This window comes from Amycolatopsis sp. NPDC058340, from assembly GCF_042723975.1.
In the GTDB taxonomy this organism is placed as follows: Bacteria; Actinomycetota; Actinomycetes; order Mycobacteriales; family Pseudonocardiaceae; genus Amycolatopsis.
This window is the reverse complement of the sequence record NZ_JBHXIB010000009.1, coordinates 21,952-35,143: the sequence shown is the minus strand read 5'-3', so window position 1 is coordinate 35,143 and position 13,192 is coordinate 21,952. Positions and strand designations below refer to the sequence as shown.

General features: G+C 67.6%; 26 protein-coding genes. 7 read left to right on the top strand and 19 right to left on the bottom strand.

Going from position 1 to position 13,192, the window contains the following annotated elements; genetic code table 11:
- From ACFWIW_RS14065 to ACFWIW_RS14000, 14 genes are all read right to left on the bottom strand, one after another.
- Positions 1–1,170, bottom strand: coding sequence for a conjugal transfer protein TraI (locus ACFWIW_RS14065; RefSeq protein ID WP_378368797.1), 1,170 nt, complete (start codon positions 1,168–1,170; stop codon positions 1–3).
- Complete coding sequence (locus ACFWIW_RS14060) at positions 1,167–1,493, bottom strand: conjugal transfer protein TraH (RefSeq protein WP_378368796.1); 327 nt, start codon at positions 1,491–1,493, stop codon at positions 1,167–1,169. The genes ACFWIW_RS14065 and ACFWIW_RS14060 overlap by 4 nt, the downstream gene beginning before the upstream one ends.
- Positions 1,486–1,791, bottom strand: a complete 306-nt coding sequence (locus tag ACFWIW_RS14055) for a hypothetical protein (protein WP_378368795.1) — start codon at positions 1,789–1,791, stop codon at positions 1,486–1,488. Before ACFWIW_RS14055 ends, ACFWIW_RS14060 begins: the two co-directional genes overlap by 8 nt.
- Positions 1,778–2,098, bottom strand: coding sequence for a hypothetical protein (locus ACFWIW_RS14050; RefSeq protein WP_378368794.1), 321 nt, complete (start codon positions 2,096–2,098; stop codon positions 1,778–1,780). The genes ACFWIW_RS14055 and ACFWIW_RS14050 overlap by 14 nt, the downstream gene beginning before the upstream one ends.
- Complete coding sequence (locus ACFWIW_RS14045; protein WP_378368793.1) at positions 2,095–2,316, bottom strand: hypothetical protein; 222 nt, start codon at positions 2,314–2,316, stop codon at positions 2,095–2,097. Before ACFWIW_RS14045 ends, ACFWIW_RS14050 begins: the two co-directional genes overlap by 4 nt.
- Positions 2,317–2,318: 2 nt before the next feature.
- Positions 2,319–2,777: a hypothetical protein gene (locus tag ACFWIW_RS14040; protein ID WP_378368792.1), complete on the bottom strand. Its 459-nt coding sequence runs from the start codon at positions 2,775–2,777 to the stop codon at positions 2,319–2,321.
- Positions 2,778–2,785: 8 nt separating this feature from the next.
- The gene (locus ACFWIW_RS14035) at positions 2,786–3,601 is read right to left on the bottom strand and encodes a DUF4097 family beta strand repeat-containing protein (protein ID WP_378368791.1); all 816 of its coding nucleotides are present in this window, start codon (positions 3,599–3,601) and stop codon (positions 2,786–2,788) included.
- 31 nt (positions 3,602–3,632) lie between these two features.
- A complete protein-coding gene (locus tag ACFWIW_RS14030) occupies positions 3,633–3,836 on the bottom strand; it encodes a hypothetical protein (protein WP_378368790.1) in 204 nt (67 codons plus the stop codon).
- 96 nt (positions 3,837–3,932) lie between these two features.
- Positions 3,933–4,139 (bottom strand): hypothetical protein, encoded by a 207-nt coding sequence (locus tag ACFWIW_RS14025; RefSeq protein ID WP_378368789.1) that lies wholly within the window; start codon positions 4,137–4,139, stop codon positions 3,933–3,935.
- Entirely contained in the window at positions 4,136–4,555 is a 420-nt protein-coding gene (locus ACFWIW_RS14020) for an SsgA family sporulation/cell division regulator (protein ID WP_378368788.1), read from the bottom strand. Before ACFWIW_RS14020 ends, ACFWIW_RS14025 begins: the two co-directional genes overlap by 4 nt.
- A 161-nt stretch (positions 4,556–4,716) precedes the next feature.
- Positions 4,717–4,920: a hypothetical protein gene (locus ACFWIW_RS14015; RefSeq protein WP_378368787.1), complete on the bottom strand. Its 204-nt coding sequence runs from the start codon at positions 4,918–4,920 to the stop codon at positions 4,717–4,719.
- A 6-nt stretch (positions 4,921–4,926) separates the two neighbouring features.
- A complete protein-coding gene (locus ACFWIW_RS14010) occupies positions 4,927–5,148 on the bottom strand; it encodes a hypothetical protein (protein ID WP_378368786.1) in 222 nt (73 codons plus the stop codon).
- 116 nt (positions 5,149–5,264) lie between these two features.
- Positions 5,265–5,420, bottom strand: coding sequence for a hypothetical protein (locus ACFWIW_RS14005; protein WP_378368785.1), 156 nt, complete (start codon positions 5,418–5,420; stop codon positions 5,265–5,267).
- A 46-nt stretch (positions 5,421–5,466) separates the two neighbouring features.
- The gene (locus ACFWIW_RS14000) at positions 5,467–5,970 is read right to left on the bottom strand and encodes an NUDIX domain-containing protein (RefSeq protein ID WP_378368784.1); all 504 of its coding nucleotides are present in this window, start codon (positions 5,968–5,970) and stop codon (positions 5,467–5,469) included.
- A gap of 190 nt (positions 5,971–6,160) precedes the next feature.
- Between ACFWIW_RS14000 and ACFWIW_RS13995 the strand changes: the two genes are divergently transcribed.
- A complete protein-coding gene (locus ACFWIW_RS13995; RefSeq protein WP_378368783.1) occupies positions 6,161–6,652 on the top strand; it encodes a hypothetical protein in 492 nt (163 codons plus the stop codon).
- A 43-nt stretch (positions 6,653–6,695) separates the two neighbouring features.
- On the opposite strand, the gene ACFWIW_RS13990 is transcribed toward ACFWIW_RS13995, so the two are convergent.
- The 3 genes from ACFWIW_RS13990 to ACFWIW_RS13980 form a co-directional block, all read right to left on the bottom strand.
- On the bottom strand, positions 6,696–7,406 hold the full coding sequence (locus ACFWIW_RS13990; RefSeq protein ID WP_378368782.1) for a hypothetical protein: 711 nt from the start codon (positions 7,404–7,406) through the stop codon (positions 6,696–6,698).
- A 65-nt stretch (positions 7,407–7,471) separates the two neighbouring features.
- Positions 7,472–7,672, bottom strand: a complete 201-nt coding sequence (locus ACFWIW_RS13985) for a hypothetical protein (RefSeq protein ID WP_378368781.1) — start codon at positions 7,670–7,672, stop codon at positions 7,472–7,474.
- On the bottom strand, positions 7,672–7,968 hold the full coding sequence (locus ACFWIW_RS13980) for a hypothetical protein (RefSeq protein WP_378368780.1): 297 nt from the start codon (positions 7,966–7,968) through the stop codon (positions 7,672–7,674). Before ACFWIW_RS13980 ends, ACFWIW_RS13985 begins: the two co-directional genes overlap by 1 nt.
- A gap of 113 nt (positions 7,969–8,081) precedes the next feature.
- On the opposite strand from ACFWIW_RS13980, the gene ACFWIW_RS13975 reads away from it, so the two are divergent.
- Positions 8,082–8,429 (top strand): GntR family transcriptional regulator, encoded by a 348-nt coding sequence (locus ACFWIW_RS13975; protein ID WP_378368779.1) that lies wholly within the window; start codon positions 8,082–8,084, stop codon positions 8,427–8,429.
- Here ACFWIW_RS13975 and ACFWIW_RS13970 read toward each other — a convergent pair.
- Positions 8,426–8,632 carry a hypothetical protein gene (locus ACFWIW_RS13970; RefSeq protein ID WP_378368778.1) on the bottom strand — a complete coding sequence of 69 codons (207 nt, stop codon included), beginning with the start codon at positions 8,630–8,632 and terminating at the stop codon, positions 8,426–8,428. The genes ACFWIW_RS13975 and ACFWIW_RS13970 overlap by 4 nt on opposite strands.
- A gap of 192 nt (positions 8,633–8,824) precedes the next feature.
- Here ACFWIW_RS13970 and ACFWIW_RS13965 point away from each other — a divergent pair, with 192 nt between their 5' ends.
- The 4 genes from ACFWIW_RS13965 to ACFWIW_RS13950 all read left to right on the top strand — a co-directional run bounded on the left by ACFWIW_RS13965 (position 8,825) and on the right by ACFWIW_RS13950 (position 11,995).
- The gene (locus tag ACFWIW_RS13965; protein WP_378368777.1) at positions 8,825–9,898 is read left to right on the top strand and encodes an AAA family ATPase; all 1,074 of its coding nucleotides are present in this window, start codon (positions 8,825–8,827) and stop codon (positions 9,896–9,898) included.
- The gene (locus ACFWIW_RS13960; RefSeq protein WP_378368776.1) at positions 9,888–10,445 is read left to right on the top strand and encodes a kinase; all 558 of its coding nucleotides are present in this window, start codon (positions 9,888–9,890) and stop codon (positions 10,443–10,445) included. The genes ACFWIW_RS13965 and ACFWIW_RS13960 overlap by 11 nt, the downstream gene beginning before the upstream one ends.
- A gap of 67 nt (positions 10,446–10,512) precedes the next feature.
- Positions 10,513–11,442 (top strand): NAD(P)-dependent oxidoreductase, encoded by a 930-nt coding sequence (locus ACFWIW_RS13955; protein ID WP_378368775.1) that lies wholly within the window; start codon positions 10,513–10,515, stop codon positions 11,440–11,442.
- Positions 11,443–11,530: 88 nt separating this feature from the next.
- Positions 11,531–11,995 carry a hypothetical protein gene (locus tag ACFWIW_RS13950; RefSeq protein WP_378368774.1) on the top strand — a complete coding sequence of 155 codons (465 nt, stop codon included), beginning with the start codon at positions 11,531–11,533 and terminating at the stop codon, positions 11,993–11,995.
- A gap of 87 nt (positions 11,996–12,082) precedes the next feature.
- Here the strand turns inward: ACFWIW_RS13950 and ACFWIW_RS13945 are convergent, their stop codons facing one another.
- The gene (locus ACFWIW_RS13945) at positions 12,083–12,373 is read right to left on the bottom strand and encodes a hypothetical protein (RefSeq protein WP_378368773.1); all 291 of its coding nucleotides are present in this window, start codon (positions 12,371–12,373) and stop codon (positions 12,083–12,085) included.
- Positions 12,374–12,924: 551 nt separating this feature from the next.
- On the opposite strand from ACFWIW_RS13945, the gene ACFWIW_RS13940 reads away from it, so the two are divergent.
- Positions 12,925–13,170 (top strand): hypothetical protein, encoded by a 246-nt coding sequence (locus tag ACFWIW_RS13940; protein ID WP_378368772.1) that lies wholly within the window; start codon positions 12,925–12,927, stop codon positions 13,168–13,170.
- The last annotated feature ends 22 nt before the right edge of the window (positions 13,171–13,192 follow it).

The following is a 13,192-nucleotide window of genomic DNA, read 5'->3' as shown; positions in this document are numbered from 1 at the left end:
TTAGGCATCACCGCCGGACTGGCGGTTCAGGTACTCGTCACGCAGCTGGTTGGCGTACTTCTTCGCGCACTTGAGGGTGCGCATGATCGCCGCGCCGTTGGCCGGGTCGAACCCCTCCGGCCGCGACTCCAGCGCCTGCTGGAACTCGGCGCGCAGCGCCGTGATGTCCCGGCGCTTGGGCTCCGGGATCGTCGACCGCACGGACCGCTTCGCCGGAGCGGTCCGCCGGGCCGGTGCCGTGCGCGCGGGCGCCGGCTCCTTCGAGCCGGTGGCCGTCGACGCGGTCGGGTTCGCGGCGGCGGTGCCGGGGGCCGGTGCCGCCGCGGGTTCGGCGGGACCGGGTTCCGGGTCGTCGAGGTCGATGGACAGTTCGCGGAACGCGGCCATCAGCCGGGGCAGTGCGCGGACCACGGCCATCGCGACGATGGGTCCGAGGATGTGCAGCACCAGCGCCGACACCACGAACTCGTCCGCGATGCCGGGCAGGTGCGGCCAGGCGTTCATCCCGAGGGTGAGGGACAGGAACACCCATTCCGCGCGGTCGAGGCCCTTGTCGGCCACCTTGTGGCCCCGGGTGGCGAGGTAGGCCTTGCCGCCCACGACCATCAGCAGCGCCAGGGAGCAGAACGGTTCGACCAGCCACGCGAACCACCACGACGGCGACCACTTCGGCGCGCCTTCGGCTGCGAAGGCCTGGACCCCGGCGGTGGACCAGGCCAGCGCGAGCACCAGCGACACCAGCGCCAGCCTGGTGATCAGCGTGAGCATCCGCGCGTCGCGGTAGGCCAGCACGCGCGGATCGCGGTCCAGCTTCCACAGCCGCGCGGCCTCCACGACCGCCTTGCGGCGGGCGCGGACCTTGTCGGAGGTGACCTCGAACGGCGCGTCGTCGTGCTCCAGCGTCAGCAACTGGTGCGCTTCGGCGTGTTCGGCGATCCGCCGCTGCACCCGCCGCGTCCGGACCTGCCGACGAACCGGCCCCGCCACCTCGGGGGTGGCGGGGCCGGTGCCGGGGGCCTCGTCCTGCGCGGGCGGATCCGGCGGCGGAGGCGGGTCGGTGGGGTGTGCGGCGACGTCGGCGAGGTGCTTCTCCAGCGCGGCGAGCCCGGCGGAGAACTCCGGGTCCCCGCTGTCCCCGCCGTCGCTGTGATCGAGATTGGTTGTGGTCATCGGTGTGCCTCCTTCCGCTCAGGACTCCCGGCCATGTCGGCCTGGTCGCCGGTGCTCTGGTGGTGTTCCGCCGGTGCTGTGGGCAGTGCGGGTTTCCCGGCGCTGGTGAGCGAGGTGCGGGCGGTGCGGGTCGTGCGACGCAACCGCAACTCGCTGACCACCCACGCCGCGGTGCCCGGGACCGCCAGCAGACACAGCCACGGCGACCACACCGCCCCGCCGATCAGCGGAGCACCGACGCCGGCCAGCTCCCCGGCGTGCGTGGCCGCCCACGCCACCGCCTTCTCCTGCCCGGTCCGGGCAGGCTGTTCCTGCTCAGCCATGGCGCCACCCCCTTCCTTCCTCCGGCCCGCCGAACGGCGAGCGCGGTTGTTCCGGCGGGAAGATCAGGCCCCGCCGTACCCGGGACCGGAACCTCAGCCAGCCGTAGGTGTTCCACCCGAGGTACAGCAGGACGGCGCGGACCGGCCAGGCCAGCCACGACCCGTCCAGCACCAGCAGATCGATCCCCACCAGCGTCGCCACGACGATGATGTTGCGGCGGATCGCGTAGCCCGCGTCCCCCAGCGCCGTCGCGCGCCACGCCTCCACATAGGACAGATACCGGTTACGTCCGAACACGCGCGTGCTCCCAGCTCCCCGCCATCGTGGTGGCGGGGTCGTAGTAGTGGTTGATCGGCCCGGCCGGCGCGGTGGTGATCTGCCGGGTGGTGTAGCCGTCGACCCGGGCGACCACCCCGGCCAGGATCCGCACCAGCAGCACCAGCGGAACCCGCGCCAGATGCAGCGCCAGGAACAACGCGAACGCCCCGAAAACCTTGAGCAGGGCCCAGGTTCCGTTGCGCTCCAGCAGCATCCGCAGCAGCCCCGCCGTCGTGGCCAGCGCGAGCGCGTCCGGTGCGGACGGTCGCGTGCCGCCGGGGGTCACGACTCCTCACCCGTCACGGTGTCCCACGCGCGTTCGGTGGTGAGGTTCATGCCGGTGATGTGACCCCGGCCCGCCGCCACGGTGGCGGCAGCCAAAGCCAACATCGCGTGGACCTGCGCGCTGGCGAGGTTGTAGCGCTCCTCGTCCGAACCAAGCGTGGTCTCAACGGCCCTTTGCAGCTTGCTTTCGGCTTCTGCGTAGTGCTCGGGTCCGGTCATGGTCAGCACTCCTCGGTGGTCGGGTCGGTCATGGGGGCGGTGGTGCCGCCGTCGGCTTCGGCGTGTTCGCGCAGCCGCGCCAGCCGGTCGGCGGCCTCGCGGACGAACGCCAGGAGTTCGGTGGCTTCGGCCGGGCGGAGCACGCCGACGGTGGAGGGGTTGAACGTGTCGTCGACCGCGGCCAGGACCGCGTCGACCAGGCGGAGCGCGTCCACGCGGGTCAGCCGCACCGGGTAGGGACCGGTGCGGTCGGGCTTGTAGTGGGTGTCGATCTCCACCAGGTACCGGTGCGCGCCGTGGTCGGCGTACACGGTGTCGTCCGGGTCGATCCCGCTGATGGGCTGGGCCTGGTAGTCCTCGACCGTCTCGATCCGGACGGTGTTGGGCCACCGGGCCAGGTCGTCGGGGTCGGGGGTCCAGCCCTCGATGCTGTCGGTGAACGGCCGCTGGTAGTCGGTCATGGCCGGGTTCACCGGCCGTTCGTGCGGTCGATGACCCGGCCGGACAGGCTGCGCAGGTTCGAGCGCACCGTGGCATCGGAGTCGGCGGCGACCCGGATGTCGCCGGACACCGATTCCGCGTGCACCGACGCGTCGCCGATGGCGTGGACCCGGATGTCTCCCGAGACCGTGCCCAGCCAGGCCCTGGCGGCCAGGCTGATCACGCTGACGTCGCCGGAGACGGTGTGGACCGTGGCCTCCGGGGTGCTGGCGATAACGACGTCCCCGGACGTGGTGTTCACGTGCGCGGTCTCGGTCGCCGTGCCGATGGACACGTCACCGGAGAGGCTGCGCGCCGCGACGGTGCGCAGCACCCCGGAGACGGCCACGTCTGCGCTGACGGTTTCGACGCTCACCGCGGCGCAGGTGCGCGGAAGCCGGACCGTGACCTGGATCCCGCCGCCGGTGACGACATTGCCGTTGACGGCCCTGCCGTTGACGATGTTCCCGCCGACGACGACGTTGCCGTTGCCGGTGATCGTGACGCCGGTCATCGAGCCGGTCACCGTCGTGGCGGTCATCCGCACGTGGGTGCCGTGCGCGTTCTGCACGACCGTGGTGTTGCCGCCGGGATCACCAGGAACGGTGACCCGCAGCTCATCACCAGTCGTGACCGCGGTGGCACCCGCGATCAGCCGCGCGGCGACCGTGTCGATGGGGGCGAGCGGTTCGAGCGTGACCGACGCCGTGGCGTAGTCGCCGACCTCGATATCGACCGCGCCGATCGCGTCGCATTTCAGGACCAGCCGGGCAAGTCCGCGGCCGTCGTGGGTCAGGGTGCGCATGAGTTGTCCTCCTTGGACAGTGAAGAGAGAGTCAGTGGTCGCGTTCGGGCGAGGTGTGCGCGCAGCGGGTGCAGCCGTAGAGGCCGGTGGCCGCGGTGAACGTGCGTTCCGGCCCGCCGCACGCCGGGCAGTCGGCGTCGATCGCCAGCACCAGCCCGGCCGGGTCGGCGACCAGGTCCTGGTCGTGATTCGCGGCCGTGTCGGTGCGCCGGGCGGGAGTCACTTCGTGCAGCACGGGCAGCCTCCACAATGGACGGTGTTGCCCTCACCGGCGCGGTAGCAGGCGAGACAGGTTTCCATCGCGATTCCCCTTCCGCAGCAGGGATGTCGGTCAGCGGCGACGCCGGGGCGGGCGGTTGATGGTGGCGACCTTCGCGCGGCCACGCTCGACGTCCTGGCGACCGGTGTAGCGGCCCAGGTGGTCGACGGTGGTGGTGTGGCTGACACCGGTCGGGGTGCCGTCCGGGCGGACCATGACGACGTTGATCGTGTCGCCGGGCTGGACGATGCCGGACATGTCGCCGATCGTGCGGGTCATGCGCCCTCACCCACCAGCAACGTGATCTCGCGGTCCCAGTCGAGGACTTCGTCGCCTTCGGGCACGAGCTGTTCGGCCTTGTCCAGCAACCGCTCGACGTCGGCGCGCGGCAGGCGCAGGACCGCGTGTCCGGTCGGGGAGTTCAGTTCCAGCAGCACGTGCGCCCCGGGTGCGGAGATCCGGACGTCTCCCTGACCGATCTGGTCGAAGGTCGACCCGTCGGCCAGCACCGCGTCGGCGAGCAGAGACCGGGCGAACACCCACGACACCCAGCCCGCGGCGGTGCGCACGGTCAGCTCGACCGCCCACGGGTCGGCGGCCTTGTAGATCAGGTTCGCCGGGGCGGTGGCGGTGACCTTCTCCAGGTCCGGGGCCATCACCTCGGCCCGCGTCGCTCGTGCTGTACTCGGTAGCATGGGAAACCCTTCCTGTTGATGGCCGCCCCGATGGGCGGCGTGGGTTGGTGGGAAGGCCCGGCCCGGTGGCGCGTTCTTGGCGGGATGAACCACCGGGCCGGGACCCCTTTAGCGGGCGGAGACGTCGCCCGGTATGCCGTTCGCGTCGCGCTGTAACGGGTTCACAAGAACCGCGGGCGGCGCAGGACTTCCGCGTTGCCGGACACCTTGATCGTGGTATCGGTGCGGGCGTCGAGGTCGTGCACCGCGATCGAGACCTTGAGGCTCCACGTGGCCGGGACCGGGCGGGCCAGCACGCGGTAGTCGCGGTTCTTGTGCGTGATCGTGTCGCCGACGGTGAGCTGGTGGTAGAGCACCTTCGCCATCGCGGGTCAGCCGTAGATCTTCGCGGTGATCTTCTGCTGGCACGCCCACTTACCGCAGTAGGGGTGGCCGCTGAACTTCTTCTTCGCGCGCTTGCCGCACCCGCCGCAGTGGGTCGTGGGAATGCCGTTCCCGGTGTGCATGACGACCTGCGAGCGGTTCTTGCCGACGAACTCGGCGGTCTTGTCGACGGCCTTCGCGGCGGTCTTGGCGGCACTGACAATGCCCATGACGTCCTCCTGTGATCGATATGGGTTGGTGGTGCTTCTCCCGGTGCGCGGCGCGTTCGTGGCGGGATGAACCGCGGGCCGGGAGGTTCTGGGTGGTGAGCTGAAAATGGTTGGTGCTACCGGGCTTTCGGTGGGGTGACCGTGACGACCCGGACGTTGGAGGAGGTGAACGGCAGGTTCTCGTAGTAGGCGGCGTCGGACGCGCTCACCCACTTCTCCTCGCTCCGGCCGTCGGTGGTGTGGATGACGACCTTGTGGTCCTTTTTCGCCATGTCGGCGCTCCTTCCTGTTGGTGGTGCCGGGACATTTCGGGGTGGGTCAGCGGCCGACGCCGGTGACGCGCAGGGCGTCGGCGAGGATGTCGGCGTGGTCGAACGCGAACCCGCCAGCGCGCGCCATCCGGATGGCGACGGCGAGCGGGACCCATGACGCGGCCGCCGCGTCGTCGGCGGCGATCGGGGCGGGCATCGTCGGCAGCACCGCGGTGCGGGCGATACCGACGTAGCGGCCGCGCGGGTCCCGGCCCGAGGTGTCGTAGACGCCGACCAGCCGGAGCGGGATCCGGTCGAGGTCGAGCCCGGTTTCCTCGACCGCTTCCCGTTTCGCGGCCTCCAGCGAGGTTTCCCCGGCATCGACGTGCCCGCCGGGGAACGCGGCCTTGCCCTGGTGCGGGTCCCAGCCGCGTTCGATCAGCAGCACGTGCGGCACACCGTCGCGGTGGGCGAACAGCACCACATCGGCGGCGTAGAACACCGGCGCCCGGCGATCCAGCCGGGTCGCGACCCGGCCCGCGACAGCGGCGATCCTGTACTTCAACGACATCGGAAATCCTTTCAGTAAAGGGAAACCATCTGACAGAAATTGGGGCTCGACGCAGGTGCCGCCCGGCTACTCCGCAGAAATACCTTTTCGCTCCAGCGAAAAGGTGTTGCGAGGGCCTTCGCCGTTACCAATCCTGAGTCGGCACGCCACAGCGGCGTCGCCAGGTAGTAGCTGACCGAAGGGAACAGCGATGAAACGAAGTCGGACGATGCTTGCTGCAGGCGCGGCGGTAGCGGCAAGCCTGGTGCTCACCCAACCCGCGTTGGCTGCTGGAGTCCCCACTCAGAGTGTGGCCATCGAGGCGTCAGCGATGAGCATCGCGGATGCCAAAGCTCGCCTGCAATACGACTGCTTCGTGGGGAACATCAACAACGGTGAGCACTGGGATATCGAGCGCTCCGACGGGAAGGGGTACGCCCGCTGGCGCGAGCACGAGGACACACTGTCGGTCTACGACACCGACAGCGACGGCTACCGAACAATAGCCATCCTCGATGTTTGCATCGGCGGAACCTACGAAAGAATTGGACGCTTCGATTCAGGGCCCAACGTTGGTGACATCGACATCGAATACTACGAATTCAACTACAAAGAGGGTAGGAAGGTTGCGTTTATAGCCTGCCGGATGATCACTGAACTCAAGGTCGACAAGTGCTCAGGGACTCAAATGGCCAACGCATAACCTGGCGAGCTCCCATTAGCCCGCTCGGTTCGGGGTTAGTCCGTCATGCGGCGACGATCCCGACCGGGCGGGCCGTGGTGGCACTGGCCAACAGGTAGGTCACGTAGGAAACGAAGGACTTCTGAGCACACGGGTGGATCGCGTCGGTCTGCGGATCACGCAGCACGGTCCGCAGCCACAGCGTCAACCTGGCGACCGACCAGCCCTGACGGCGCCGCTTCGCGATCGCGTCCACCAGCTTCTCGACGAACACGGCCCGAACCCGCGGGGCGCGGGCCGCCGCCTGCCTGGCGACCTGCGACGGCAGCAGCGCCTCCGCTGGCGGCCGCTGGGCCTGGATCCGGCGGGCCGTGGCCTCGTCGGCCTCGTGCCGGGCCAGCATCCGCACCTGCGACGCGACGTCGCGGTAGACCTGGGCGCGCCGTCGCATCACCGGCTCCGACGTGGCGTGCACGAGAGTGCGGGCGTTGGCGGTCAGCTGGTCGGCCAGCCGCTCGAACCGGCGCACCACCACCGTCTCGACGTCCTCGCTGTGCAGGGGCACCACCAGCGGGTTGCCCGCGGCCTGGTCCACCTCGACCTCGACCAGCAGCGCGAGCTGAGCGGCGACATCGCGGTAGACCGTCGACCGCACCGCGGTGACCTCGACCGGCAGCCCGGACACCTCCAGCACCGTGGCGTTGCGGGTCAGCAGGGCGGCCAGGGCGCGGAACCGGGTGGTGATCGCGGTGGCCGGGTCGGCGTATCCAGGCATGGCGGTACCTCCACAACAATGCGAGAAATGCGGGAAATAGCGGGAAACGTGAGCGGAAAGTCAGCTCAGAAACTGGTGTGACGAACGGTCACCAGCAGCGGGATCAGCCGCATGGCCTGCACACCATGCGGGCCGGAAATCTGGGAGCGGAGCGCGGTTTCCGTGGCCTCCAGCCACTCCCGGCACCGCGACGCCGGGGCGGTCTTCGGCGGCATCGACGCGAACAGATCGGCGAACGCGGCCGGGACGAACAGGCGGCGGCCCATCACGCCACCTCGCCGACGTCGTGCAGCTGCGCGAGCAAGCGGGCCGACGACTTGCCCGAACCCGACACTCCTCCGTGCGGCCAGGAGAACAGCTCGAACACCGGGGACGGGGTGATCGCCTGTTCGAACTCCTCCAGCGACAGCGCCGCCAGGTCCTCTTCCGGCAGGTCGAACACCGGGTAGCCAGCCTCAGCAGCGGCCAGCGCCTCATCGGCCATCTCCAGCTCGACGCCACTGGCATCGGAGCCGATGGCGACGGGGCCTGACTCGCTCTGGGTCGGTCGTGCAGTCCTCATTGGAAGGTTCCTTTCATCTGCGAACAAGTCCAGACTAATCCGGATCAGTTTGGAAAGGCATCGGCCATCCGAGTGAACTAGTTCGGCGGGATTCGGTTGGGTAGGGTTGCGCTATGACGAACGAAGTGGATCGCGCGGGTAAGGCGACGTTCGAGTGGATTGCCGAGCAGCTTCGACGCGATATCAAGTCAGGCGAGCTGCGACCGGGCGATCAGTTGCCGAATCAGCGCGAGATCGCCGCGAGATTCGAAGTCGCTGTTGGCACAGCCCAGCGCGCATTGGGTCAGCTCCAAGAAGATGGCTGGATCGTTTCCCGGCCAGGCGTCGGACGCGTAGTCAGTGCTTCTCCGGGCCGAGAGCCCCTGACTTTGGAACTGCTGTCGTCGCAGGTTGTAGAGCTAAAGGCCCAGGTAGACACGCTGCAGGAGACGGTTGACCGTCTCAAGGCCGGTCAGTCCTAGTCCTTAGCGAGCCCCCGAAAGAAGGTGATCAGGCTGTCGATGACGCCTTCGCCGTTGTCGCGGGCGTCGGTGACGAGTTCCGCAGACTCCCCGGGAGACTTGAGCACCATCACGATGATCGCAACGACGACCAGTGTGATTACCAGCTTCTTGAGGATCCCGCTGCTGGTCTTGAAATTGAAGGGGTTGTTCTTGCTCGACATGTCCGTCTCCTGGCGTCTCGGTTGGAGCTCGTTGCTTGCTGTCTGGAACCGAGCTTCGCGGACCGCCGTGCGTGTCGGTGACCTCCGACACATGTCAGTGACACTGAGCCGACAACGCCAGCCGACAACGCCGACAAGTACCGACAACGCCGACAAGCCGTGCTACATGCCAGGGTCGAGGAGTGAGGATCAATGACTCAGCAACGGGAAACCGTGCTGGTTGCGCAGCAAGAACTGGGCCGCGTGCTGGCGCACTGGCGCGGCTCCGCCGGCCACGGCCAGCATGGGCTAGTCGATCTGCTGAAGCAGGCCGTCCACAACGGCAAGGCGCCGGGCGTGCACCCCTACACGCGATCCTCACTGGCCAATTTCGAAGCAGGGCGACAGCGGCCGGACCGACTCTTCTGCGAGTGGGCCGACGCGACGCTCCAGGCAGGAGGACAGATCGTGCTGGCATATGAAGCGATGGAACGAGCAGTGACGACGCTGCACGAACGATCCCGGCCGGCCGTGGCGACCACCGCTGTCGGCTGGCGACGCGCGGATCACCACGCGGCTCACGCGCCGATCGCATCACCACTGGACGACGTCATTCACAACGCGTTCGCAGGATCAGAAGCGACCGGACCGGACATGCTGGAGGATCGCGTGCTAGCCGCTCATCACTCCGCTGCCGAACAGGGCAACGGTCTGTCTGTCGTGGTCGTCGGTGGTTTCGCGGGCTCTGGAAAGTCGGAATTCGCGAAGTTCCTGGCGGCGACGGCCCGGTGGGCGCGGCTGAACAAAGACACGATCACGCGGCCGGTGGTCGAGCAGCTTCTCATCGCGCTCGGCAGCGACCGCCACGACCGGCATTCTGACCTGTACCTGCAGAAAGTTCGGCCGTGCGAGTACCGCGCGCTCATGGATGCCGCGATGGAGAACCTTGACGCGGGTGTCTCGGTGGTGCTGGACGCGCCGTTCATCCGCGAGCTGTCCGACGACGCATGGATGACCCGGCTGCAGAACAATTGCCGCGCGCGGGGCGCCACACTGTCGGTGGTCTGGGTGCGGTGCGACGTCGAGTCGATGTACGACTACCTGTCCTATCGAGGCGCCGCGCGCGACGACTGGAAGTTGTCGAACTGGCAGGACTACATCGCCACGATTGACCCCGACTTCCGACCGGCGGTCCCGCACTACCTGGTCGACAACCGGTTGAACGCGGCCACCACGCTGGTCGAGCAGGCCGACCGGATCGTGAAGGCCATGCGCCATGCCGAATAGCCGCGGTGTCCTACTTTATGGCCCGCCGGCCGCGGGGAAGGACACCATCACTTCGCAGCTGGTCACGCTCGGTCCGTACTCGCATTTCCAGCGGCTCAAAGTCGGGCCGGGGCGGACCAGCGGCTACCGCATGGGCACGGTCGAGCAGCTGGCGACGCTGCGCGAGCACGGACAGGTCATCTACGAGAACCGGCGCTACGACTCGACCTACGTCGTCGACCGGAGCGAACTGGACGCCATTCTTCACGAGCAGGAGCGGGTTCCGGTGCTGCACGTCGGCCAGGTCGACGCCATCCGCGCGATCTGCCGCGGCTATCCGCTGACCTGGACGGTCGTGATGGTGTTCTGCCCGCGGGAAGAAGCAGCGAAGCGGCTCATCGGGCGACATGACGCGCGTGTCGATGAACGCCTGGCCGTGTGGGACGAAACGCTCACCGAAGCGCGCAGTGCAGACCCCGCACTGTTCGACCTGGTCCTGAACACCGGCGCGTTCGAGCCGACACACACCGCCGCAGCGATTGATTGGTGCCAACGCCACCACCTGTAGTCCACGCTCGACAGAGCGGGCTCCATCACCGTTTTCCCTTACGCACCAGGGAAGGGATCTGTTTCGCATGCCGAAAATCCTTGTCAGTTGCGAACCCGACGACCAGACAGGCGTCGACCTCCTGAGCCGGTTCGAGGACGTCGAAGTGCTGCCCTACGACCCGAACAAGCTCGAACTCACTGCGGACCAGCAGCGAGCCGAGATACTCGTTGTGTCCTTCCGGGGCAGCCACCGCCCGATCCCGCTGATTCCCCAGCTTCCCCACCTGCAGATGGTTCAGCTTCTGTCTGCCGGAACCGACGAATGGGCGCCGCACGTGCCCGCCGACGTGGTCCTCGCGAGCGCTCGCGGCGGTCACGCGCACTCCGTTTCCGAATGGGTCCTGTCCGCGGTGCTCTGCCTGTACCGAGGATGGCCCGCGCTACTGGACTACCAGCGTGAAGGTATCTGGGCGCACCGCAAGGTCACCCCGGACACGGTCAGCGGAAAACGGGCCCTCATCATCGGCGCCGGCCACATCGGCACCGCCTCTGCCGAGCGTCTCCGCAAGATGGGCGCCACCACCACGCTGGTCGCGAGCACAGCGCGGGACGGCGTGCACGACGCCGGTGAGATCCCGAACCTGATCGCCGGACACGACCTCGTGGTGATCGCGGCGCCGATCACCCCCGAGACACGGCGCCTGGTCGACCAGAAATTCCTGGCGTCGATGCCAGACGGGGCGCTGCTCATCAACGCGGGCCGGGGCGAGATCGTCGACACCGACGCGCTGATCGCCGAACTGCGGACCGGCCGCCTACGTGCGGCGCTTGACGTCACCGACCCCGAGCCCTTGCCGCCTGGTCATCCACTCTTCGCCTGCCCCGGCGTCATCATCAGCCCGCACATGTCGAAGAACATCCCCGACACCGCACAACGCTGCTATGGGGTCGCCGTGCAGCAGATCAAGACTTTCCTCGAAGGTGGCGTCCCGTCGAACATCGAACGGCGGCGCTGATCCCTATTTGTGCTGGTACTGCCGTTTTTCGATTTCAGAAGCTAGCCTCGCAAGACTGCCGATGATTACAGGGGAGAGGGGACGCGGCATGAGTGGACGACCAGAAGCAGGCGGCGACGCCTGGAACGCCAGCGGATCCGACCTCCCCGACGACTGGGAGCCCTGGCGACCGGGCGACCCGAGCACGATCAAAGAAGCCCCGGCCAGCTATGCGGCCAGCACGTTCGCCACAGACGGCATCTACCGCCCATCGGCCAGCGACACGGCGGACGAAATCGGTCGAGGGACAAGCCCTCGCTCCAAGCCTGATCGCGAACCACGCAAGCGCTGGTGGACCGAGGGTAATCCCCGCAAGTACGGCGAAGGCGACAAGGTCAAGAGCCGTGAAGCAATCGGCGGCCCGTTCATGTGTCACGTTGAACCCGGAACCCGCGGGGAAGTGGTGGGCAAGCGAAGCGGACTCTTTGGCGACGAATACCTCAAGGTCAAGTTCGCCAATGGCTATACCGAAGAAGTCAAACCCGACGCCATTCAGCGCGACACCTGGTTCTGAAAGACAGGTTGCCTATAAACGACGAAGGTCGCCAACGGAGAGTCGCTGGCGGCCTTCGTCCAGAATGACAAACGTCCCTGGTTCGAGCTACCTCTCGTCATCCTGGCCGGCCGCCTCAAGCAGGGTGACGATCTGCTGCAGTGACGTGTTGACGGTGGCGAAGCTGCGGCGCATCTCGTCACGGAGGTCGTTCTGGTCCTCGCGCAAAGCGTTGAGGGTTCCCGTGTGGGCGCGCAGTTCCGCTCGGACTTCCGTGACGTCCCGGTCCGCACCGGCCGCGAGCACGCGCGCCGCTGCTGCGTCGGCAGAGCGCTCGGACAGGTCAGCGACCTGACGTTCAAGGCGGGCTACGCGCGCCGCCAGCTCCTCTTCGGGCATGGTGCGATCGTATCCTTCCGTTCGCGCGTGTCGCCCGGCCGCGGACCACAGTCCGGCAGGTCGTTGACGTAACGGTCCGTGTCGGTCAGGCGAACTTGCTGGCAGGTGATTGGGGGGCGGGTTTGGGAACCTCGACATCGGTGAGCGGCCGATGTCCACAGGTCACGAAAGTGTCAAAAGTGGCCGTTGAGCTGCATAAACACTCGTAATTCTACGTTGGTAGATTTGCGGGTTTGCGGGTTTGGGATTTTGGGATCGTATGTAAACCCGCAGGCATATAAGCAGGTCAGAGTAGGTTTTGCGGGTTTGCGGGTTTGCGGGTTTGGTTTCCCGGGTTTCCTACGAGGCTCGTCGTCAGCACGTGCTGGCGGTCTGTCTCAGTTCGCGCGTTGGTGACGCTCCGTAGAACACCCTTCCTGTCAGCGTTTGCAAGGGATGTCGTCCTTAGGGGAGGGCGGGCTGGAGGTCCTCGCCGGGGCGAAGGATGCATAATCGAACACATGTCCGACTCGGCAAGGCCTGGTGACGACGGTGCACCATACGTGCGCGCGGTGGAGCCACCCAAGCTCGTGTGGGTCGACCTTCGTCGCGTCTTCCCGGTCGATGCCCCGCGGGGGTCGCTCCCCGACGGCCTCGACCTGACCGGGACCGTGCCCGGGACGCTGAGCACCTTGGCGGCCACGGTCACCGGGCACTGGGTCGGATGGGTCACCTTCCCCCTCGGCACACCCGGCGAGGGAGCCACCTGGCACCGTCAATGGGTCCTGGCGGACGCGCTGAGGCCGCGTTCCAGTTGACCTCCAGGGAGTGTCAGGTTGC